The following is a 21,522-nucleotide window of genomic DNA, read 5'->3' on the forward strand; positions in this document are numbered from 1 at the left end:
CGCGAGTTGCAACACGAACTGCGCAACCTTCACCCCGAGCTGCGCGACCTGCTCGGATTACTGCGCGAGTTTCTCCTGAATGGCGCGACCCCACCCATTATTGCGCGACTTTCCACTCTATCCAATCCCGCTCGACGATTTTTGCAGGCAGGCGGGTTTAATTCCGTTTGTTCTTTTCCATAATGGGAGTAACATCTGTCGAAAATGGAGTATCTCATATGCGGAAATTATTACGGCTGAACGCATTCAAAAAACGATTGATATACATGATACCACTTGCGATGGCTGCAGCAGCGATACTATTCATCGCCGGCGTTTATGCGGTCAGTTTTCTGCTTGGGCCGCCACCGCTCACCAACGATCAAAACACGGTTTATTACGGCATCGATGGAAACGTTATCGGGGAGGAACAAGGTGCCCAAAATCGCCGCTGGGTTAGCCTTGATGACATATCGCCCAAGCTCATTCAAGCAACACTCGCTGTTGAGGATACCCGTTTTTACGAACACAATGGCTTTGATGTGAAACGGATTGCCGGTGCCTTGCTTACCGATTTGAAAAGTCTTTCTCTGAAGGAAGGGGCAAGTACCCTCACCCAACAATATGCACGGAATTTGTATTTATCGCATGAGAAGACGTGGATGCGGAAGCTGAAGGAAGCATTTTATACCGTACGGCTAGAGATGCACTATTCCAAAAAGGAAATCTTGGAAGGCTACCTTAACACGATTTATTACGGCCACGGTAAATATGGTGTGGAAACGGCAAGCCGACATTTTTTTGATCAGTCAGCAGCCGATTTGTCGTTGCCGGAAGCGGCGATGATGTCTGCCATTCCGAAAGGGCCGGCGTATTATTCCCCATTTAATGATAGGGAAAATGCCAAACGCCGGCAGCGACGCATTCTTGATTTGATGCTTGATAATGGTGACATTACCGAGCGACAGCATTTTCTCGCAACCCGTAAACATCTCGCCTTTACCGAGGCGGACGAACGGAATAACGTGCCGCTCGCCCCATATTTTCAGGATGCCGTTTTGAACGAAGCAGCATCCATTTTGGAGATGGATACAGAAACCATTCGTTCTGGCGGCTACAATATTCATACCACGCTTAACAAAACGATGCAGAAAACGTTGAGACAAAGCGCGTCCAATGTCATTCAGTCAAGCAGCGATATTCAGCTCGGTGCGATGGCCATGAACCCTGCGAGTGGGGGCATTCGTGCGCTTATCGGCGGAAGGGATTATACCGACAGCCAGTTTAACCGAGCGATGCAGGCGAAGCGAATGCCGGGGTCCGCTTTCAAACCATTTCTTTACTACGCCGCCCTGGAAAACGGCTATACGCCGACCACCATGCTGCAGAGCAAACCGACAGCATTCCGACTGGAAAATGGTAATGTTTATCAACCGAGCAACTATAACGGCTACTATGCCAATAAACCCATATCACTCGCCCAAGCACTCGCCTTATCCGATAATGTGTATGCGGTCAAAACCAATTTGTATCTCGGCCCGGAGACGTTGGTGAGCACCGCCCGTCAATTTGGATTTGACGGGGAGTTGCCCGCGGTTCCTTCCCTTGCGCTCGGAACATCGGCTGTGACCGTGGAAAATATGGTGACCGGATACAGCATGATCGCCAATGGTGGAAAGCAGGTGGAGGGACACACCATTACCAAAATCACAAACCGAAATGGTCGCACCGTTTTTGAACGGGCGGATCAGCAGGAGAAACGCGTGCTGGATCCGCAAACAACATTCGTTTTAACGCAACTGATGACTGGCATGTTTGATCGATCACTTGACGGCTACATGCCCGTGACCGGGTCCAGCATCGCTGATACACTGGAGAGAACCTATGCCGGAAAATCAGGCACCACCGATGCAGACAACTGGATGATCGGATACAGTCCAATGCTCGCGACAGGGGTCTGGACGGGATTTGACGATAACCGGAAAATTTTCGGCCGAACCGAGCATCGCTACGCCAAACAAATCTGGGCCAATTTTATGAACAAGACCCATCAAAACGGCAGCCGTTCATCATTTGATGCGCCGTCCGGCGTCACCAGTATCCGTATTGATCCCGAAAGCGGCAAACGGGCCACCACCTACTGTGACACAAGCCGTCTCATGTATTTTAAAAAAGGGACCGCGCCACAGAAATACTGCACCATGCACATGCCAGACGATGAGCCGAATGCGGATGACGAGAAGAAGGATGAGCCGGGCATGCTGGAAAAAGTTATGGACTTCCTATTCTGATGACGCAAGTACCCATTTCCAGGCCCGTACACAGGGCATATAAAAAGAGCTGACTCCCCATAGGCAGTCAGCTCTTTTTGTGTCCTAGTAATCCATGTTTCCGTCCATGTATACATATTTTACAAATTTCCATCCAAAAGCACAAGCCGAAAACCGACAATTCACTGATCGGTCACAAAATGTTCATTAATTCGGAAGCGCGTTTTTCAATTCATCGGTCGAATTTTTCCACATGTCGCCGCCTTCAAAGTTAGCCAAAAAGTCTTTCAACAACTTTTTGGAATGCTCATCCATGTGTTCCACCCGGATCTTGCCCTTCAAGGAATCTTCCATATGTTTGACATGCTCCGGCATGGATTTGTAAGCACGTTTGATGGAACGGTCGACAACGAGTTCACTGCCGCCCACACCGGCAAAGTACGGACCGTTTTCGCCTTTTTCAACCGTAACCCAGACGACCCAATACACCAGGCCATTAGGAACCGCATCCCTGTCCGACTGAAACTTGACACGACGCTCGACGGCACTGCGAGCATGCATCGCTTCCATGTCAACAAACGCTTGGTCCTCATTCGGGTCGATGATGACCGATGACATATTTTCCAGACTGATGGAGCCAATACCGTAGCCTTCGTGACCATCATTCGGGTCATCTTTTATAATCGTAAATTGATTCGTTTTCTTTTGGTTGGACGATTGATCGGAACTCATTTCAAAACCCTCCTAAATCGGTATGGTGCTTTCCATTGTAGCATACGCTTCCGATGCTGTTCATCCGGATGCTCATTGCACCGGATGCATTGCTTGAATCAGCCGGTGTGCCTCATCCAGCTCCAGATCGGTGTACTGTTGCTTCGGTTTAACCGTATGTACTTTCTCATTGACGTCATCACGGCTCAACCCGTCAAAGTAAAGCATCGTCGCTACAAGCTCAAGAAACCGGGAGCTTTTTTCCTGCAGCAGAGCTATCGGTTCGGTCATATCGGGCATCGTCATCCCGAATTGCTGCAAGAAGTCTCTTCCCGATCCGGTTATATGGTAATGATACTGAACATAATTGCTTTTGTTTTCTTTCTCCTCGGCCAAGAATCCGAGATTGCACAGCTCTTCCACCCGTAAGGACAATTCCTCCGAATATGGTCCGTAAAAATGAAATTGATACTTCTCTTCAAACGGGAAGTTCCATTTTTGCAGGATATATATCATTTTCTGCAACTTTTTCCGTCCGCTCACTTCTTCCGCGTCGGAAAAAAACCGCATTAATTTGGCATGATCAGTCAGCATGGTTATTCGCTCCTTTGTAAGGTTGCTTCAAATGCAGGAGTTCTGCTATTCGTCGTTTGGCCGGATGGTCGTCCGACAGCTTTTTCACCAGATCCGCCGGGTAATAAAGCTTATGGTCCGTACGTTTTTTACCGGAAATGGCCTCGACGATATCCGAATGCCGGGACAGCTCCACTAAGCTCGCATCCGGCATCAGCAAGTGAATGGGCAGGCGCTCTTCCTCTTCGCCCGGCCGGTAAAAATCATACGGCAAATCAGACGACGAGTCGACTTCCAAGTAGTAATCCGGATCCATACCCGCCTCGCGGAACAGCTGCGTGAGTTCATTCCACTCGTTCATCTGCTCGTTCGGATTAAATTCGATGTATTTAAACAGATGCCGGTTCACAAATCGCTCGCACAAGTCACTCAGAATTGGATCATCCTCTTCCTGCCAAAGTTGGAAATAATACATGACCACCGTCTCATCCAACTTCAAATAGTCGCGGAGACCAACTGATTCATTGAAAAAGGAAACGAAATGGATCGGCTTCAACTTAAAGGTATAATCATTTTCGTACAAATATTTGGCGCGATGCAGGATTTTGGACAAAATCACTTCCGCACTGCGGGTGACCGGGTGAAAATAGACTTGCCAATACATTTGATAGCGGCTCATAATATAATCCTCAACCGCATGCATCCCGGTCGATTTGATCACGACCTGGTCCTCCAGCGGCCGCATGAGACGTAAAATCCGTTCCATATCGAAGTGCCCGTAGCTGACCCCGGTGAAATACGCATCGCGCTGCAAGTAATCCATCCGGTCAGCATCGATCTGGCTGGAAATAAGGCTGACAACGAGCTTGTCCTCATATGTTTTGTCGATCACATCGGCCACCTTTTGGGAAAAGCCTGGCTCGACCTGTTCCAAAATATGGTGCACGTCTGTATCGCCGAGAATAATCGCTTGTGTAAACTGCTCATGATCCAATTTGAACACTTTTTCAAACGAATGGGAAAATGGCCCATGCCCCAGATCATGAAGCAAAGCGGCACACAGCGAGACCAATCGTTCCCCTGGATCCCAGCGTGGACTGTCCGCGAAATTTTCCAAGATGCGCCGTATGATTTCATACACACCAAGCGAATGATGGAACCGGCTGTGTTCAGCGCCGTGAAACGTCAAATACGTCGTCCCGAGCTGCTTAATCCGTCGCAGCCGCTGAAATTCCGGTGTGGCAATCAAATCCCAGATGACCCGGTCATTGACATGGACATAACGGTGCACCGGATCTTTAAAAACTTTTTCCTCATGCAATTTTTCATCTTTGTATGGCATGGATTCACCTGTTTCTTTTCGACAATGTTATAGTATATTATAGGATAGTTTCGTGAAAGTTAAAAGGATGGAATAAAGGAGAACACTATGAAACATTGGAAAGACGTCGTGCACCACACGGCATTTCGCTATTTGGATCATACTGAAAAAAATATTTTCCACGGGCGGGCATATACCGCACTAACGTCGTTTGCCGTTGATGACGTACTCGCTCTGTCCGCTGCCGGTGCAGACACGGAGGCGGCCGTGCGGCTTTGGGTGCATTCGGATACCGTCGTCCTCGGCATTCCCGACACACGTCTGCCGCATCTGAAAGAGGGAATCCGGCTGGTGTCGGAGCGCGGCTATCACGCGATCGTCCGCAATTCCGGTGGGCTCGCTGTCCCCCTTGATGCAGGTGTCCTGAATCTGTCCCTCGTCCTTCCCAGTGTCAGAGGTATTTCCATTCACGACTGCTATGACGCGATGGTCGGATTCATTCAACATGTGCTGCGCGACCTCACCGATGGTATCGAGGCGTATGAAATTGTCGGTTCCTACTGTCCGGGCGACTACGACTTGAGCATCAGCGGGCGAAAATTTGCTGGCATCTCACAGCGCCGGGTCAAAAACGGAGCGGCCATCCAGATTTATTTGGATGTGAATGGTCGGGGACAGGAGCGCGCGGAACTGATTCGGGATTTTTATGAAGCGGCACGAAAAGGCGAAGCAACATCATTTGATTATCCGGATATTGAACCGAGCGTGATGGCGTCACTATCAGAATTGCTCGGCATGGAATTGACGGTGGATGATTTGAAATCACGCGTTTGGGAAGCAATCAACGCCGTCAGCGACCGGATGCGCACCAGTGACTTTTCCGACGACGAATGGGAGCAGTTCACGAAGCGATACGCGCAGATGGTGAAACGGAACGAGAACGTAGCCGCCATGCAGTGAAGGGTGCGCAGGGGGTGGGCTGCGCTGTGCGCGTTTTGGCTCGAGCTGTGCGAGTTTTGGCTCTAGCTGCGCGACCTCGTTCGATTATTGCGCGAGTTGCGGCCTTAGCCGCGCGACCTTACCCCATGATGGCGCGACTCCCCGCTTGAACTGCGCGAGTTGCCCCATAACCGCGTGACTTTTGGCGTGAATTGCGCGACCTTACCCCATGACTGCGCGCGTTGTGGCTCGAGTCGCGCGACCTCACCTCATGATAGCGCGCGTCGTTCAAAACCGTTTTCCGTTCAGGATTCACTTTGCATGGGTTCGAGGTGTTTTGTACAATTCAGTAATTCAAGCGTCCAGCCGTTCTCTCCGGAAGCGATGCAGCTTACGGACGTGTTGCCAAGCAATGTTTGGGCGTCTATTTCCGGTGAAAGATGGGTTAATAGCTGTTTGATAAAGGTGCCGTGGCTCACAATTAAAATATGGTCGCCTTCGTGTGTGGCGGATACTTCATTGAGAAATGACATTCCGCGTTCGACCATGCTTTCAGCCGTTTCCTGACCCAAGTCGAGTGACCGCCAGTTATATCCCCAAGTTGCGGTGCGTTCAGCTTCGTTCATTCCTTCAATTTGGCCGCAATCGCGCTCCCGGAGCCTTTTATCCCGATGAAGATCCATCCCTCCCATGGCACGTGCAATGGCCTCGGCCGTATCGTTGGCCCGGCTTAAGTCGCTGGTATAAATGACATCCCAATGATCCGTGCACAAGCGTTCGGCCACCTTTTCAGCTTCCTGGCGCCCTTGTGCATCCAGTGGCACATCGGAGCTGCCCTGCGCCCGGCCCTCCTTATTCCAGAGCGTCGTGCCGTGCCGGACAAACCCTACTTTCGTCATACTGCTTCACCCCAAAATCGTTTTTGCTATCATTAGTATAACATATCCTAATAATATTGAAGCTTAGCCGCTTGAATAAAGCGTACAGCCGCCACTGTACGCTTTTACATCATCGTTATGCCTGCATGGCCGTGATTAGTGCCAGGCTGTAAACGTCATCTGCACTGCAGCCACGTGACAGGTCATTGACCGGTTTATTCAAGCCTTGCAAAATAGGACCGACCGCCTCAAAACCACCGAGTCGCTGAGCAATTTTGTAGCCGATATTTCCTGCTTCCAGACTTGGAAAGATAAACACATTCGCGTCACCCTGCAGAACGGAATCCGGTGCTTTTTTAGCAGCCACATCCGGAACGAATGCCGCATCAAACTGAAATTCGCCGTCGATAACGAGCGATGCGTCTTTATTCTGCGCCAGACGTAAGGCTTCCACCACTTTATCCGTCTCTTCCGACTGGGCGGATCCTTTCGTGGAGAAGCTGAGCATCGCCACACGCGGATCGATATCAAACAGTTTCGCTGTCGTCGCACTTTCGGTAGCGGTTTCCGCCAGATCTTGACTGTCCGGGCTCATGTTGATCGCACAATCGGCGAATACATATTTTTCCTCACCACGAATCATGATAAAAACACCGGATGTTTTCTGAACGCCGTCTTTCGTTTTGATGATTTGCAAGGCAGGCCGGACCGTTTCCGTTGTCGAATGCGCCGCTCCGCTGACAAGGCCGTCCGCCTGTCCCATGTGAACGAGCATGGTGCCGAAATAGTTTTCATCCCGTAGAATATCCTTGGCTTCGTCGGCCGACACTTTCCCTTTGCGGCGTTCGACAAACGCTTCGATCATGGTATCCATGTCTGGATGATCGTTCGGGTCCATCCATTCACACTGGGATATGTCCGCACCGGCCTCCGCTGCCTTTTGCCGGATGGTTTCTGGTTGGCCCAGCAGAATCGGTGTCACCACCCTGGCTTGGCTTAGACGATCAGCCGCTGTTAAAATTCTGGCGTCATACCCTTCCGGAAAAACAATGCGCTTGTCCGTTTCTTTCAAACTGTTTTCAATCCCTGTTAAAAGATGACTCATTACATGCCCTCCCAACTATCCATTTCTGTCTCAATCATAATGTAATGACCGCAATGTGAAAACCATTTTGAGCTATTCATTTTTGTTTTTTCTGACAGAATCATGACACATACGTGATGACATGCTGATCATAGCCCAAATATGATATAGTTACTTTAGGTACTAATTGATCAGCGAATGGACACGCTGAGACATAAGCGAATTTTTTCAAATGAAGGAGCGTTTTTTTATGACAGCAGCAGAAGCAGTTAAAACGTTGGACGGTTGGTATTGCTTACATGACATGCGTACGGTTGACTGGACTTCATGGAAAATGGCATCCCGTGAGGACCGCGATGAAGCGATTCAGGAATTTAAACAGTTGCTGACGGATTGGGAAGAAGTGGAACAGGCCGAAAATGGCAGCCATGTTCTGTATCAAGTCCTTGGCCATAAAGCGGATATGATGTTCATGATATTGCGCCCGTCGCTGAACGAATTGACCGATGTGGAAACCGCGTTCAATAAATCCAAACTGGCTGAGTTCCTGCAGCCTGTTTATTCGTATGTCTCTGTTGTGGAAATGTCGCAATACAGCGGCAACGCATCAGCGGATGATCCAAAAGTACGTGATCGGCTATACCCCATTTTGCCAAAGTGGGAGCATATGTGTTTCTACCCGATGGATAAACGGCGTGAAGGGGAGGAAAACTGGTACTCACTCAGCTTCAAAGAACGGGCAGGGCTGCTTTATGAACATTCCAAAACCGGACGCCAATATTCCGGTAACGTCAAGCAGATTATTACGGGGTCATTCGGCTTTGATGATTGGGAATGGGGCGTCACCTTATTTGCCCATGACGCATTGCAGCTGAAGAAACTTGTCTACGAAATGCGTTTTGACGAAGTAAGTGCCAAATACGGCGAATTCGGTACGTTCTTTGTAGGGAACCACCTTGCCAAAGACGGACTGGACACTTATTTGCACGTATAAATAATAGAACAAAAATGAAAAGAAGAACCGGTAGTGGAGCCGGTTCTTCTTTTCATTTCCAAAGGGTACTGCTGTTCATCGTTTGATTTGTCAAAAAATGATGTATGTTTTTGCTGGTCATGTGTCATCATTAGCGCATGCCTTACATATAGATAGTTGAGAAACCAATATAGGTTAGCTTTGCAGAAGCGAGGTGCAAGTGATGTGGCTGTAGTTCGGTACACGGAAAAAGGCGTTGATGTATTAGCGCGATTAATGCGAGCGGAAGCAGAAGGGGATGGCAAACTGGGAATGCTTATGGCCGGCAACACCGGAATTAACCGGGTCCGCGGTGAATGCCTTGATTTTACTGAAATTGATACCATTAATCAAATGGTTCACCAGAGTCCGGGCGGATTTGAGGCGACACAGAAAGGATATTTTTATCAGCGCGCCCGGGAAAAGGATAAACAATTGGCTCGTAAAGTGATCAGTGGCAAACGCTATCACCCGGCAAGCAATTCCTTATATTTTTTCAAACCAACCGGTGCCTGCCCGGAGCAATGGTTCGGCCAAGGGAACACGGGCCGGTATAAATCCCACTGTTTCTTTGCACCGAGTTCATCCGAATGTCCGCAAGTTTATTAATAAGAGGAGGTTTTCTACATGAGTGACTATTATTACACCGACCCGTATCAGGTAAATCCATACTATTACTATCCACCGACGTCCCCTGCTTACTACCCGGTGTATGACCCGAGGCAATTTCCAACAAATCCACCGGCGACGAATCAGCAGGGTCAGCAAGTACCGAGTCAACCTAGTCAGCAACCACCGGCTCAACAAACCATGCTCCCACAGCAACAGTCCTACATTGAAAACATACTGCGTCTGAATGAAGGAAAGCAAGCGACCGTTTATATGACATTTGAAAACAATGATGAATGGAATGCGAAAGTGTTTAAAGGGATTGTTGAGGCAGCGGGTCGCGACCACATCATTTTAAGCGATCAGCAAACCGGAAAACGTTATTTGTTACTGATGATTTATCTTGACTATGTAACCTTTAACGAAGAGCTTAATTATCAGTATCCTTATAATAACAGCGGAAGCAGCGGACAGATGTCGCAATACCCGCCGCGCTGACGTCGGGGTCAGGCATTCGTATACCGGCGCGCCCACCGGCATGGAGCAGTCCTGCCGGTGGGTACTCATTTGCAGAGGTCGCAAACAGGCTGCTACCGCTACAAGGTTTATCCCGTCCATACATCGTGACTGGGCTGCAAACCGGCCAGAGGGGACGTGATTCATGTGCGGAATGTGTATGAAAAATACATACGTCTGGAATTCGTAACCCTCGGACTGGCTATTGTAACGGGGATTATCGCCATTATGCAAGGATACGTCATCATGATGACAGGCAGCTTGTATTTCATTGCAGCAAGCCTATTCTGCGAAGGTGTCCTGCATACGAGCACGAACAACGCTCAAGACGGCATCAAGCAACTTATTAAAGCTGGAATGGTAGCGATTTTGTCCACTATTATGCTGTTTCAGTTATAGCCCTTTCATAACCGCATAGCCGAGCAATACCCAGCCAATCAAAAAGGCAACCCCGCCAATGGGGGTGATCATGGCAAACGTTTTCGCTCCGGTCACTGAGTAAATATAGAGCGTGCCGGAAAAAAGAATGATGCCAATGAAAAACATCCACCCGGCCCACATAAGCCCACCGGTCTGCCATTTGGCAAGCAATAAACCGACGGCAAGCATAGCCATGGTATGAAACATTTGGTAATTGACCGCCTTCTCCCATGTGCCGAGCGCTTTTTCGGAAACTTTTCCTTCCAGTCCGTGGGCGCCGAACGCACCAAGCGCAACCGCCAAAAAGCCGTTGATGGCCCCCAGCATCAAAAACAACTTCATCAAAATACGCCTCCTCTGTCCACGTGTATGTTAAAAATCAAAAATGGAATGTCCATTTGCGCCGTCTTGTTCGGTTCGCTTTTCGGTTCCCTCGAGCGGTTTGCCGGTCATTTCTTGTCCGAGCATCGCCTTCATTTCGTCGGCTGTCATGTCACTGCTGGACGGTGTTGCCGACTTCGGTTTTTCCTCCAGCAACAGCTCACATAAAAGGTGAATATGGGCTATATGGGCTTTCATGCCTGCATCGTCGTTGGACAACCGTTTCGCTTCGGCCAGCTCCTTTTCCATTTTCTGTATGATCGTATCGTTCGTCACAGCCATGGTTGCCACTCCTTTTCCTTAACTTAAGCCAGTATAACATGAACATGATCGTTTCAACCATGTAAAAAGCCTTGGATACGCTCCAAGACTTTCTCAATCTCCCCGCAATCTATATATTAATGTGACGTTGTCTTTCTTCTTGATATCGGTCGTATACCCACCGCAGAAACGCCAGTTCTTTTTCCTGGAGTTTCCGGCCTAACTGTCTCTCTGTGTGTTCCCGCATGTGTTCCATTTGCTTCATAACAACACATCCCCTTCTGAAATGAATCAAACGTTCATTTATCATGTCGTTATTGTAACGTTAATCATGCCGGGAATCAATATGCAAACAAAAATTTACGAAATTTACTGATAATTTGACAGCGCTCGACAGGGGTCGGATGCGATGTTAAGACCGTTCATTTTCTTTCGATTCAAGTTCCGTCAGTCGGGCTTCCAATCGATCAATATCCTCTTTGGTGGCCAGCCCCAAATCATGGGCGAACGACTGCAGTTGCTCCTGGCTTTTTTCATTCCATTCATCGGTTTTCGATTCACCCTTATTGGCTAAATCTCTCAGCATGCTTCTCGCCTCGTCCTGGGTCAATTCGCCCTTGTCCACCAACACCTGGAGTTTCTCGTCCACTTTTTCCTTACCTGTGATGGCTGCACCGAGCCCCAGCAGGAACCCTTTTCTCAAGAAATCACTCATCGTCATGGCCCCTCTCTCTTCCGGTTTAGTATCATATATTCTGCATATGTTTTCCCGACATCGAAACAATGTAAACATGCCTTTTTGAACGTTCGCTGTTATGATTCTATGCAGCAAAAGGTGGCAATTATGCCAGAATTATTGACTTCCTGAAACGATCCCCGAACTGTTGGTCAAAGTGGATCGTTCAGCCGTCATATGTCTTCTGCGAATGCTGGTCGCCCTTCATGTTTTAAAAAGGGTACGGCAATGGCTTCTGCTTACCCCCTATGGAAAACACCCGGCACCTTTAGACTTACCGGGGAGGTTCTATGGCAACGGACGGAAATGGAGATCGGTTTCCGCTGTTATTTTTTCTGTTGATAGAGCGGTGTTCTTCGGCATTTCCTTATCCGGCTGGTCGTCTTCCGGTGCTTTTTCTATCCGCTCCGGCTGGTACCCAAGCATCTCTGTCATTTTACGCATGAACGTATAAAAACTGGCCTGCCGCTTCGCACCTGTATGATAAATGCCTGTTAAACCGTTTGACACAAAGGCCACAACCGCAGCGGCCAGGTCCTCGACATGGACGAATGTCCGGATCAGATCAGGCCGGTAAGCTGTGATTTGTTCATTGGCGAGCGTTTCCTTTAGCTGTTTTGTTCGTTCATCCTGTTGGCCGAGATGGTTTTCACCGTAGATCGGCCCTGCTCGTAATATGGCATAATTCGTAACCTGATCAGCAATCATGCGTTCGGCTTTAATTTTGGCATTGGCATACGTGCTTAACGTATGTTCATCCGGCCATTTGCTGACATAATCCTCTTCATTGTATGGACCGTTTCCATCAGAAAATACGAAATCCGTCGACAGATAGATCAATTTGGTTTCCGGTCGCAAATGGTCAAGCAAATGCAGCAGCCCTTCGTTGATCAAGTCATCTTCATAAGTGCCGCTCATGACTGACCAGACCACAACGTCCGGCTGCATCGTTTTATAAAATCCCGAAAACGACTCCGGATCATTGACATCCAGCTTGTGAAGATCGGTAAACGCTCCGGGATCCGTCAAATACGTGCCGGATACATCTAAAGACGGTTCATTTTTCAATAACTGATAAACGGTTGAGCCAAGATAGCCGCTTGCACCAAAGACACATACGTTCATTGTTTCTCCCTCCTTTTATTTAGGAACAGTTGCTAAGTCGATGCTTTGAATACTCCTTTTCCAGGGGTTTCACGCCTCATCTCGAGACCGTCCGTCCGCGTATCATTCGTTGCAGTATGGACAGTTTTCCTTCCACAAGCGGCTGCCAAATGCCGACGACAGGTTTACTGGCCAGTGCGAAGACAATCAAGGCTGCAATGAGACCGAGGCCGACAACATCCAAAACGTTATGAATGGCAAATAAATCGGCTTGCCGGAAAAATTGGATAAAAAATCCGTGCAACAAATAAACGTACAAGGTCCGTTCGCCGAGATGTGTCAAACCACTGCGGCGCAACGGTACCCAGGCAAAGACGGCGGCAACCATCAATCCCGACGTCACATAAACCAGCAGACGTGCCAGCACCCCTAAATCAGGCATGCCCAAGTCGTTGTAGGATTTTGACGCCAAAAGCCATCCGGAATTGAAATCCGGTGCCACATAAATCGCCACAGCTGTCGCGCCCATGACAACAAGGGCAGCGATGCGTACCGGCGTTGTTTTCAGCCAAGCCATGTTGTCTTTCGTCATCCAAAAGCCCATCAGGAAAAATGGGAAAAAAACAAATGTCCTGGACAAACTGAAGGTATGGCCGATTTCACCAAACAGGCCAACCAGTAATCCGATGCCGACCGAAATAGCCATACCCATTCCTGCTGGTATCTTTTTGAACCAAATCAGCAACAAGTGCCAGCTAAACAGACTGAACAAAAACCATAGTGACCAGTGCGGATAAAACATCCCCGCCTGCCAGCCGTCTTTACCAATCCAGAAAAAATACCCTGTATAAAGAAGCTGGAAAATGGCATAGGGCAGAAGCAATTTTTTTGCCATTTTCATCATGTAACTCATATTCCCGGAACCTTTCGCAAAAAAACCAGCCAGAAAAATAAATGCCGGCATATGGAAGGTGTAAATCCATAAATACAATGTATTGATCCCTGCTGTGTCTTCCCGGAACGGTTGAATAATATGACCGAACACGACCAGAAAAATCATGATCCATTTTGCATTATCAAAATAAGCATTCCGCTCCATTTGTCTCCCTGCCTTTGTTGGTAATCATCGTTGACACAGGTTCTATACCCGTTTTGTCATAGCATTACGACAGGGAGCCCACTATTTTTGGCAGTTGTTAATGAATTGTAAGCGGAATGCAAAGGTATGCAATCATTGTTATCCGGACAGGGCGAGGAGGGCACGATTGACCGGATGGCGGGTGGGTGATATCAACCGGATTCTGGATTTATCACCAGGTTGGCTGAGGTATCAACCGGATCCAGATTTTATCGACCGGATTGGCTGATTTATCAACCAGATTCTGAATTTATCGACCGGTTGACACGATTTATCAACCAGATTCTGAATTTATCGACCAGGTTTTCTGATTTATCAACCGGATCCAGGATTTATCGACCAGATCCAATTTCCTGCCATATTACCCGGGCGGTTACCACACGTTGTCTTTTATTTGGCTTTGGCAATCTTTTTCTTCGGTGTTGTTGCTTTTTTGCCTGCTTTCGATGTTGTTTGGTTGTCATCCTGGGCGCGGTCCAGCGATTTTTGCAGAGCATCCATCAAGTTGGTGACATTGTCAGGCTTTGGCTTTTCCGTTGCCGTTGTAACGTCTTCATCATTTTTCTTCTGCTCGATCAACTCCAACAGCGCGGCGCGATACTCATCGTTGTATTTTTCCGGGTCAAACGTGGCGGACAGTTGATCAACCAGCATTTTTGCCGTATCCAGCTCTTTAGCATCGGCATTGTCGGCTTCTGGTACATTCGGGACGTCTTGTACGTCGCGGACTTCATCCGGATAATGAATGGTTTCGACGACAAGCGTATTTTCATAAATGCGAATGACGGCCAATTGCTCCTTGGAGCGGATCATCATTTTGGCAACACCGATTTTTCCGGTATCTTTCAACGCTGAGCGAAGAAGTCCGTACGATTTGACCCCGCTTTCATCGGGTGACAGGTAATAGCTTTTTTCAAAATAGATCGGGTCTATCTCGTCCAATTCAACGAAGTCCATAATTTCCACCGCTTTATCTTTTTGTTCTTTTTTAAGATTTTCCAGTTCTTCATCATCCAACACCACAAATTTATTTTTGGCGTATTCGTACGCTTTCACGATTTCGTCATTTTTCACATCCCGGTCACAGTTCGGGCAGACGCGTTCATACGTCACCGGCGTCTCGCATTCCTTGTGCAGATTGCGCAGTTTCACGTCTTTGTTTTCGGTTGCGGCGTGCATTTTCACCGGAATATTGACCAATCCGAAACTGATCGTCCCCTTCCACATCGTATGCATACGTTTGGCCTCCTTTTAAATATAGTTTGGCTCCCGGGGTACAAATTTATCCTGATAACGGATATGAAATGGAGGTATATTAACGACTAGGAGAGTGGTTCGATGAATGTCATGAAGCCAATTATGAACGATACGATTCCACGCGGAGGTGACTGGGTGTATGAAACGAAATATGACGGGTTCCGTTGCTTGCTGAAATGGGAAAAGGATTCGATCAGGCTTATCAGCAAAAATGGCACCGATCTGACGGCTACCTTTCCTGAGATTCCGTCCGCTTGTCAAACAGAGCAATCACTAATCGGGGCGCGTTTGCCACTGACGCTGGACGGGGAACTGGCCATTCTGAACAATGCGCATCAATCCAATTTTTCCTTACTCCAGCAGCGTGGCCGGATGACAAATACCGACCGGATTGCTGCGGCCGCTTCGGAGCGACCGGTGAGTTTTATGGCGTTTGATGTGCTTTTGGAAGCCGGGGAGTCGCTCTTAGAGGAACCACTACAACAACGGAAGCAGCGTCTGCGAAAGTTGTTTAACGACAAAAGCCAGTTGGGTCAACGTTTGTATGCTGTTCCGTTTTCGAGCGATGCGGATGCGGCTTGGGAGAACGCATTCCGCTATAAAGGCGAGGGGGTGGTAGCGAAACGACAAACGAGTGTTTACAAGCAAGGCAAAGACCATCGCGACTGGTTTAAAATTAAAAACTGGCGGACGGTAACGGCATTTTTAACGTTTTATCATACACAAAATGACTATTTTACCGCCTGTGTTTTCCACGACGGCAAGCCGGTTGACATCGGGAAATGCAAACACGGGCTGGATGAATCGGCATCCGATACATTACGGCAATTGTTTGTCACGAATGGGACGAAGGAGATTGACGGCTACCGTCTCCCACCCGCCGTATGCGCGTCAATCCATACATTGGACCTGGTCTCGGACGAGATTCGGGAGCCTTCATTTAGCCAGTTGCTTCCGGATATGGATGCGGCCGACTGTACGGTGGAAAAATTGAATCTTGATATGGCCATGTTGCCGGAGACGGTTGAAGCGACCAATACGGCGAAAGTTTTCTGGCCGAGTGTCGGAGTAACAAAAGGCGATATGCTTGCTTACATGCGGGAAGTCACGCCCTATATGTTGCCATTTTTGCAGGACAGGATGCTTACCATTATCCGCTGTCCGGACGGGGTGGACGGGGAATCTTTTTTTCAAAAACATCGGCCGGATGGTGCGCCGGATTTTGTCAAAGGTGTTGAGCATGACGGGGACATGCATTTTGTTTGCAATAATTTGGAGTCACTCGTCTGGCTCGCCAATCACGGCACGATGGAATACCATATCCCGTTCCAACCATCCGATCGCACACAGCCGGTTGAGATTGTGTTTGACCTGGACCCGCCTGGCCGCGAAGCTTTCCATTTGGCCGTCAAAGCTGCGAAATTGCTGAAGCAACTGCTGGATAACCTTGACTTGATCTCATTTGTCAAAACATCCGGCGGAAAAGGGCTGCAAGTGCACATTCCCATTCCTCCCGGCACCATGTCGTATGCCGACACCGGTATATTTACACAAGCGATTGCCTGGACGCTTGAGCGCGAATACCCGAAAGCCTTCACGACCGAGCGAATGAAGGAAAAACGCGGAAACCGTTTATATATCGATTATTTGCAGCACGGGGAAGGCAAAACGATCGTCGCACCCTACTCCCCAAGGAAGCGAAAAGACGCAACAGTTGCCGCGCCGTTGTTCTGGGAAGAAGTTAATGACGATCTGTCGCCGGATATGTTCACCGTTGCTAATGTCATCGACCGTGTGCAAACAAATGGATGTCCCTTCGCACCCTACTTTACCACCAAGCAGCAGCAGCCAATCGACAAAATCATAAACATGACCCGCGAGTAGAGACAAAGACAAACTCCTTGGCTCGGGTCGCGCAATTTAATATACCTCAACCATAAAAAAAGCCGCCCCGTGCTGGAGCGGCTTTTTTCATTACAATGCGGTTTCTTGTTCGATTGCCGTTTTATCGTTAAAAGTCTTTCGGTTCAACTTTTTCATCACGCGTGATGTCAGCGTGCCTGTGAGCATAGCGTCATTAACGTTCAAGGCGGTGCGGCCCATGTCAATCAATGCTTCAATCGAGATAAGCAGCCCGGCCAGGGCAACCGGAAGCCCCATGGACGACAGAACAATCAGCGCTGCAAATGTGGCACCACCGCCGACACCGGCCACACCAAACGAGCTAATGCCAATGATTAATACCAATTGAAGAATAAAACCTGGTGTGAACGGGTCTATACCGACAGAGGGCGCGATCATAACAGCAAGCATGGCCGGATAAAGACCTGCACATCCATTTTGCCCAATGGTTGCACCAAACGATGCCGACATATTCGCAATTCCTTGGTCAACACCAAGCGAATTCTTCTGTGCCTGGATATTTAAGGGAATCGTTCCGGCACTTGAACGGGAGGTAAATGCGAAACTTAAAACCGGCAGCACTTTTTTTAAATACGTCATTGGGTTCAATCCAAACACACCAACCAGCACTAAATGAATAAGGAACATGACAATCAGAGCAGCATACGATGCAATAACAAATTTGCCCAGTTCCACGATGCCTGCCACATCCGTGCTGGCTACCGTTGTTGCGATCAATGCCAATATTCCAAATGGTGTCAGGCGCAGAATCAGCGTTACGATACGCATGATAACAGCGAAAATGGTATTAACACCTTTGGTAAACCGTTCTGCCTCTTCCGGTTTCTTTCGGCGCAATCCTAAAACCGCGATCCCAACAATCATGGAAAAAATAACAATGGCAATAACCGACGTCGGACGGTCCTGGGTCATATCCTGAAAAATATTGGACGGAATAAAACTTAAAATCTTTTCAGGTGTTGATTGGTTCTCCATATCCCCTAATGTTGATTCCAGCATCGACCCCCGATCCTGTTCGGCCTGGCCGGATTCGATTTCACCGGCATTCAAGTCAAAAAGAGCAGCGCTTCCGACGCCAACCAGTGCCGCTACCATCGCAGTCGAAACCAGAAATCCAATAATCCAGGCCGACATTCTCCCAAGATCCGATGATTTTTCTAAATTAATGATCGATTGAATAATAGAAACCATAACCAGCGGAACAACAATCATCATCAATAATTGTACATACCCTCTGCCGACAATATTGTACCACTCAATGGTTTGTGAAAGCACGTCGGACCCCGTCCCATAGATAACCTGAAGGATCACACCTAAAACGATGCCAATACCAAGACCTGCAAATACACGCTTACTGAACGAATAATGCTTTTGCTGCATACGAATTAAAAGACCTATAAGTACCACAAGAACAGCAACATTCAAAACAATATAAAATATATCCACCATCACTTCCCCCTTTTATTTATGCGAGTCCAGCGCTCTGAACCACCATCATCCCACGTACTGATTGTCTTAGTATATGCAGCGGTTATTCCATTTGCCACCCCCCAACCAAGCATTTTCTCCCTTAAAGGTGACAATCCCTATAATAATAGTATGTTTTAATGCATTATAAAAAAGAATACTGACTTGTGTCAAGAAAGAAAATGGTCTATTTAATCCGAGATAACTCTGATTTCGTATTTTTTAATAAATATGGGCAATCAAAAACGCTCAGATACTATTCTGAGCGTCTTTAACGTAATGATTAGGGAAACATAATTTTCTCAGCCTAAAATGGAGCGCCACCCAATTTCATTCTATCTCCGCCTGTACCTCTATCGCCACATTGCCTTGCACGGCCCGGGAGATCATGCAGTTGGATTCGGCCTTGTCAACGAGCTTATGCAATTTGTCATATTCTTTTTCACCCGAGCCGTGCTTCAAGGCAACGTACGGTTTATGAATAATTCTTTCATACGTCATGACACCGTTTGTAACATCAACCACACCTTCCGAGTCGAGTGACATTGCCGCCAGTGGCAATTCGGCTCGTTCGATCATCGCTGCAAGGGTAATTACATAGCACGTTGCTGCTGCTCCCAGCAGCATTTCGTCCGGGTTCGTTCCCACACCCGGGCCGTCCATTTCCGGTGGGATGGAGATATTTGTCTGCAAATTCCCCGCTTCAATCGATCCGGTACTGTTGCGCCCACCCGGCCAGGTCGCTTGTAAATGAAAATGATGTTGTGCCATTCAATCCCTCCTATCCAAACATGAAACCAATGCCTGTACCAACAATAACGCCAATGATCACGACCAGCCATGCCGGCACTTTCCAAAAATGAAGAAGACCGAACAACACAGCAGCCAGTGCGAAGTCAGCACCATCCGCAACGGAGCTGGTGAAGACCGGGTCATACCATGCCGCCAGCAATATACCGACCACACTGGCATTCACACCGGTCAGAACACCCTGAAAACCGGAACGATGGCGCAATTCGGATAAAAATGGCAACGCCCCGACAAGCAGCAGAAAAGACGGCAAAAAGATGGCAATTGTCGCAACGACCGCTCCGCCTATGCCGCTGATCATTGCCCCCAAGTAACTGGAAAACGTAAACAACGGACCGGGAACGGCCTGAGCCATTCCGTAGCCGGCGAGAAAGTCACTGCCTGTAAGCAAGCCATTCGGCACCACTTCCTGCTCCAAAAGCGGCAGCACGACATGACCCCCGCCAAAAACGAGTGTGCCCACCCGGAAGAAGATGTCGGCCAACGTTATATACACATGGGATACCGCTTGGCTTAGCAACGGCAAGCCCACAAGCAAACCTACCAGCACACTCAATGACATGAGCCCCTGTTTTTTTGTGATGGGCACGGAAAACGGCTGTACGCGAGACGTGGCTTCTTTGGAAAATAGGAAAAAGCCCAAAATAGCCGCGCCGATGATGACACCAATCTGTACCATCGCTGACGGGAATAACAGCATGACCACAGCAGCCGCCAATGCAACCGCTATGCGCGGTGTGTCAGGAGTCAGTTTTTTGCCAAGCCCGATCACGGCATGGGCAACGACGGCCACAGCAACAATTTTCAAGCCCCCGATCCACGCCGCACCTTCCAAGGAAAAGGTTTGGTAGAATAGCGCAAACAGTACAAGCACGATGACGGATGGCACGGTAAAGCCAAACCACGACACAAGCCCGCCGAAAAAGCCACCGCGCAGCATGCCGATGGATATGCCCACCTGACTACTGGCTGGGCCCGGAAGAAACTGGCACAACGCAATGATGTCCGCATACGTTTTATCATCGAGCCATTGCCGTTTATCAATGTATTCATCCTTAAAATAACCAAGATGAGCTACCGGACCACCAAAGGAGGTGAGCCCCAACTTAAGAGATGTTCGCAGTATTTCCATGAGTGAATGGTGTGTCCTCATCCTATCTCCCCCTGCTCCGTTGCTATTTCAAGTCCGAACGTATCACATTTTTCCGTCAATGACGACAAATATGATGCTATCGCGTATGAAAATGACTATTAGTGAAAAAATGTCATTACCGTATGAATTCATGTCTTGTGTTGAACAATGACCATCAAGCAGACGAAAAAAGTGCTGTTTTCCGTGTTGATAATTTGCACAACAGGCATGATATCAGGCATAGTAAATAGTGGGGGTTCGGGCAGCTGGTTAAGTATATGATCAAATGTGTCACGGTTGACTAAAAATAATTTTCATGTAATAATCAGTATTGAATTATAAAAATTATAATTCAGCAAAGAAACAAGGCGGTCCAGGTTCCATACCAAACCTGCCACTATACATTCAAAAAACCAAGGAGGAGATGACGTATGTCTTTAATCGGAAAAGAAATTCAATCATTCCAATCAAAAGCCTACAGTCCACAGAACGGAGAATTTATTGATATGACGGATGAGGATCTAAAAGGACAATGGAATATTGTTTGCTTTTATCCTGCTGACTTTTCATTCGTCTGCCCAACAGAACTGGAAGATCTTCAAGAGCAATATGCCAATTTGAAGGAACTTGGCGTCGAAGTATATTCCGTTTCAACTGATAGTCACTTTGTCCATAAAGCATGGCACGATCATTCCGAAGCGATTAACAAAATTGAATATACAATGATCGGTGACCCTGCACAAACCATCTCCAACAACTTTGAGGTGCTTGATGACCAGGGTTTTGCTCAACGCGGTACATTCCTGATTGACCCGGATGGTGTTGTACAAGCAGCTGAAATTAATGCGGACGGTATCGGCCGTGACGCAAGTACCCTTGTCGGCAAAGTAAAAGCAGCACAATATGTCCGCAACAATCCAGGTGAAGTTTGCCCGGCAAAATGGGAAGAAGGATCTGAAACATTGAAACCAAGTCTTGATCTTGTAGGAAAAATTTAAGGG

Annotated in this window: 23 protein-coding genes; 8 read left to right on the top strand and 15 right to left on the bottom strand. The window is 48.1% G+C overall.

Translation table 11 applies throughout. The features are described from left to right. The first annotated feature begins 218 nt into the window (after positions 1–218). Positions 219–2,270, top strand: coding sequence for a transglycosylase domain-containing protein (locus ACZ5Q7_RS03320; protein WP_343751691.1), 2,052 nt, complete (start codon positions 219–221; stop codon positions 2,268–2,270). A gap of 186 nt (positions 2,271–2,456) precedes the next feature. Here ACZ5Q7_RS03320 and ACZ5Q7_RS03325 read toward each other — a convergent pair whose 3' ends face one another. The 3 genes from ACZ5Q7_RS03325 to ACZ5Q7_RS03335 form a co-directional block, all read right to left on the bottom strand. Continuing rightward, positions 2,457–2,981, bottom strand: coding sequence for a YwhD family protein (locus tag ACZ5Q7_RS03325; protein ID WP_343751689.1), 525 nt, complete (start codon positions 2,979–2,981; stop codon positions 2,457–2,459). 72 nt (positions 2,982–3,053) lie between these two features. Further along, entirely contained in the window at positions 3,054–3,554 is a 501-nt protein-coding gene (locus tag ACZ5Q7_RS03330; RefSeq protein WP_343751688.1) for a YwgA family protein, read from the bottom strand. Further along, a complete protein-coding gene (locus ACZ5Q7_RS03335) occupies positions 3,544–4,875 on the bottom strand; it encodes an HD domain-containing protein (protein ID WP_343751687.1) in 1,332 nt (443 codons plus the stop codon). The genes ACZ5Q7_RS03330 and ACZ5Q7_RS03335 overlap by 11 nt, the downstream gene beginning before the upstream one ends. 87 nt (positions 4,876–4,962) lie before the next feature. Here ACZ5Q7_RS03335 and ACZ5Q7_RS03340 point away from each other — a divergent pair, with 87 nt between their 5' ends. Next, the gene (locus ACZ5Q7_RS03340) at positions 4,963–5,814 is read left to right on the top strand and encodes a lipoate--protein ligase family protein (protein WP_343751686.1); all 852 of its coding nucleotides are present in this window, start codon (positions 4,963–4,965) and stop codon (positions 5,812–5,814) included. 284 nt (positions 5,815–6,098) lie between these two features. On the opposite strand, the gene ACZ5Q7_RS03345 is transcribed toward ACZ5Q7_RS03340, so the two are convergent. Next, positions 6,099–6,692, bottom strand: a complete 594-nt coding sequence (locus ACZ5Q7_RS03345; RefSeq protein ID WP_343751685.1) for a histidine phosphatase family protein — start codon at positions 6,690–6,692, stop codon at positions 6,099–6,101. 115 nt (positions 6,693–6,807) lie between these two features. Continuing rightward, positions 6,808–7,776: a phosphate acetyltransferase gene (gene pta, locus ACZ5Q7_RS03350; RefSeq protein ID WP_343751684.1), complete on the bottom strand. Its 969-nt coding sequence runs from the start codon at positions 7,774–7,776 to the stop codon at positions 6,808–6,810. A 229-nt stretch (positions 7,777–8,005) separates the two neighbouring features. Here pta and hemQ point away from each other — a divergent pair, with 229 nt between their 5' ends. The 4 genes from hemQ to ACZ5Q7_RS03370 all read left to right on the top strand — a co-directional run bounded on the left by hemQ (position 8,006) and on the right by ACZ5Q7_RS03370 (position 10,291). Then, positions 8,006–8,749 carry a hydrogen peroxide-dependent heme synthase gene (gene hemQ / locus ACZ5Q7_RS03355; RefSeq protein WP_343751683.1) on the top strand — a complete coding sequence of 248 codons (744 nt, stop codon included), beginning with the start codon at positions 8,006–8,008 and terminating at the stop codon, positions 8,747–8,749. Between the two features lie 204 nt (positions 8,750–8,953). Further along, positions 8,954–9,376, top strand: a complete 423-nt coding sequence (locus tag ACZ5Q7_RS03360; protein WP_343751682.1) for a cell wall hydrolase — start codon at positions 8,954–8,956, stop codon at positions 9,374–9,376. Positions 9,377–9,394: 18 nt separating this feature from the next. Beyond that, positions 9,395–9,874 (top strand): spore coat protein GerQ, encoded by a 480-nt coding sequence (gerQ, locus tag ACZ5Q7_RS03365; protein WP_343751681.1) that lies wholly within the window; start codon positions 9,395–9,397, stop codon positions 9,872–9,874. A gap of 165 nt (positions 9,875–10,039) precedes the next feature. Then, the gene (locus ACZ5Q7_RS03370) at positions 10,040–10,291 is read left to right on the top strand and encodes a hypothetical protein (RefSeq protein WP_343751680.1); all 252 of its coding nucleotides are present in this window, start codon (positions 10,040–10,042) and stop codon (positions 10,289–10,291) included. On the opposite strand, the gene ACZ5Q7_RS03375 is transcribed toward ACZ5Q7_RS03370, so the two are convergent. The 7 genes from ACZ5Q7_RS03375 to ku all read right to left on the bottom strand — a co-directional run bounded on the left by ACZ5Q7_RS03375 (position 10,286) and on the right by ku (position 15,168). Further along, complete coding sequence (locus ACZ5Q7_RS03375) at positions 10,286–10,654, bottom strand: DUF423 domain-containing protein (RefSeq protein WP_343751679.1); 369 nt, start codon at positions 10,652–10,654, stop codon at positions 10,286–10,288. The two genes, ACZ5Q7_RS03370 and ACZ5Q7_RS03375, sit on opposite strands and share 6 nt — an antisense overlap. 30 nt (positions 10,655–10,684) lie before the next feature. Continuing rightward, a complete protein-coding gene (locus ACZ5Q7_RS03380; protein WP_343751678.1) occupies positions 10,685–10,975 on the bottom strand; it encodes a DUF5327 family protein in 291 nt (96 codons plus the stop codon). A 109-nt stretch (positions 10,976–11,084) separates the two neighbouring features. Then, positions 11,085–11,219, bottom strand: coding sequence for a hypothetical protein (locus ACZ5Q7_RS03385; protein ID WP_343751677.1), 135 nt, complete (start codon positions 11,217–11,219; stop codon positions 11,085–11,087). A 147-nt stretch (positions 11,220–11,366) separates the two neighbouring features. Then, the gene (locus tag ACZ5Q7_RS03390; RefSeq protein ID WP_343751676.1) at positions 11,367–11,669 is read right to left on the bottom strand and encodes a phasin family protein; all 303 of its coding nucleotides are present in this window, start codon (positions 11,667–11,669) and stop codon (positions 11,367–11,369) included. 309 nt (positions 11,670–11,978) lie between these two features. After that, positions 11,979–12,815 (bottom strand): sugar nucleotide-binding protein, encoded by an 837-nt coding sequence (locus ACZ5Q7_RS03395; RefSeq protein ID WP_343751675.1) that lies wholly within the window; start codon positions 12,813–12,815, stop codon positions 11,979–11,981. 76 nt (positions 12,816–12,891) lie between these two features. Beyond that, positions 12,892–13,893, bottom strand: a complete 1,002-nt coding sequence (locus ACZ5Q7_RS03400) for an acyltransferase family protein (RefSeq protein ID WP_343751674.1) — start codon at positions 13,891–13,893, stop codon at positions 12,892–12,894. A 429-nt stretch (positions 13,894–14,322) separates the two neighbouring features. Next, positions 14,323–15,168, bottom strand: a complete 846-nt coding sequence (gene ku, locus ACZ5Q7_RS03405) for a non-homologous end joining protein Ku (RefSeq protein ID WP_343751673.1) — start codon at positions 15,166–15,168, stop codon at positions 14,323–14,325. 102 nt (positions 15,169–15,270) lie between these two features. On the opposite strand from ku, the gene ACZ5Q7_RS03410 reads away from it, so the two are divergent. Continuing rightward, positions 15,271–17,073 carry a DNA ligase D gene (locus ACZ5Q7_RS03410; protein ID WP_343751672.1) on the top strand — a complete coding sequence of 601 codons (1,803 nt, stop codon included), beginning with the start codon at positions 15,271–15,273 and terminating at the stop codon, positions 17,071–17,073. Positions 17,074–17,163: 90 nt separating this feature from the next. Here the strand turns inward: ACZ5Q7_RS03410 and ACZ5Q7_RS03415 are convergent, their stop codons facing one another. The 3 genes from ACZ5Q7_RS03415 to chrA all read right to left on the bottom strand — a co-directional run bounded on the left by ACZ5Q7_RS03415 (position 17,164) and on the right by chrA (position 20,542). Continuing rightward, positions 17,164–18,561 (bottom strand): L-cystine transporter, encoded by a 1,398-nt coding sequence (locus ACZ5Q7_RS03415; protein WP_425542353.1) that lies wholly within the window; start codon positions 18,559–18,561, stop codon positions 17,164–17,166. 348 nt (positions 18,562–18,909) lie between these two features. Beyond that, complete coding sequence (locus tag ACZ5Q7_RS03420) at positions 18,910–19,350, bottom strand: OsmC family protein (protein WP_343751670.1); 441 nt, start codon at positions 19,348–19,350, stop codon at positions 18,910–18,912. A 10-nt stretch (positions 19,351–19,360) separates the two neighbouring features. Then, the gene (chrA, locus tag ACZ5Q7_RS03425; RefSeq protein WP_343751669.1) at positions 19,361–20,542 is read right to left on the bottom strand and encodes a chromate efflux transporter; all 1,182 of its coding nucleotides are present in this window, start codon (positions 20,540–20,542) and stop codon (positions 19,361–19,363) included. A 410-nt stretch (positions 20,543–20,952) separates the two neighbouring features. Between chrA and ahpC the strand changes: the two genes are divergently transcribed. Then, positions 20,953–21,519, top strand: a complete 567-nt coding sequence (gene ahpC, locus ACZ5Q7_RS03430; protein WP_343751668.1) for an alkyl hydroperoxide reductase subunit C — start codon at positions 20,953–20,955, stop codon at positions 21,517–21,519. Positions 21,520–21,522: the final 3 nt, after the last annotated feature.

The sequence above is a fragment of the Lentibacillus halophilus genome (assembly GCF_055395055.1).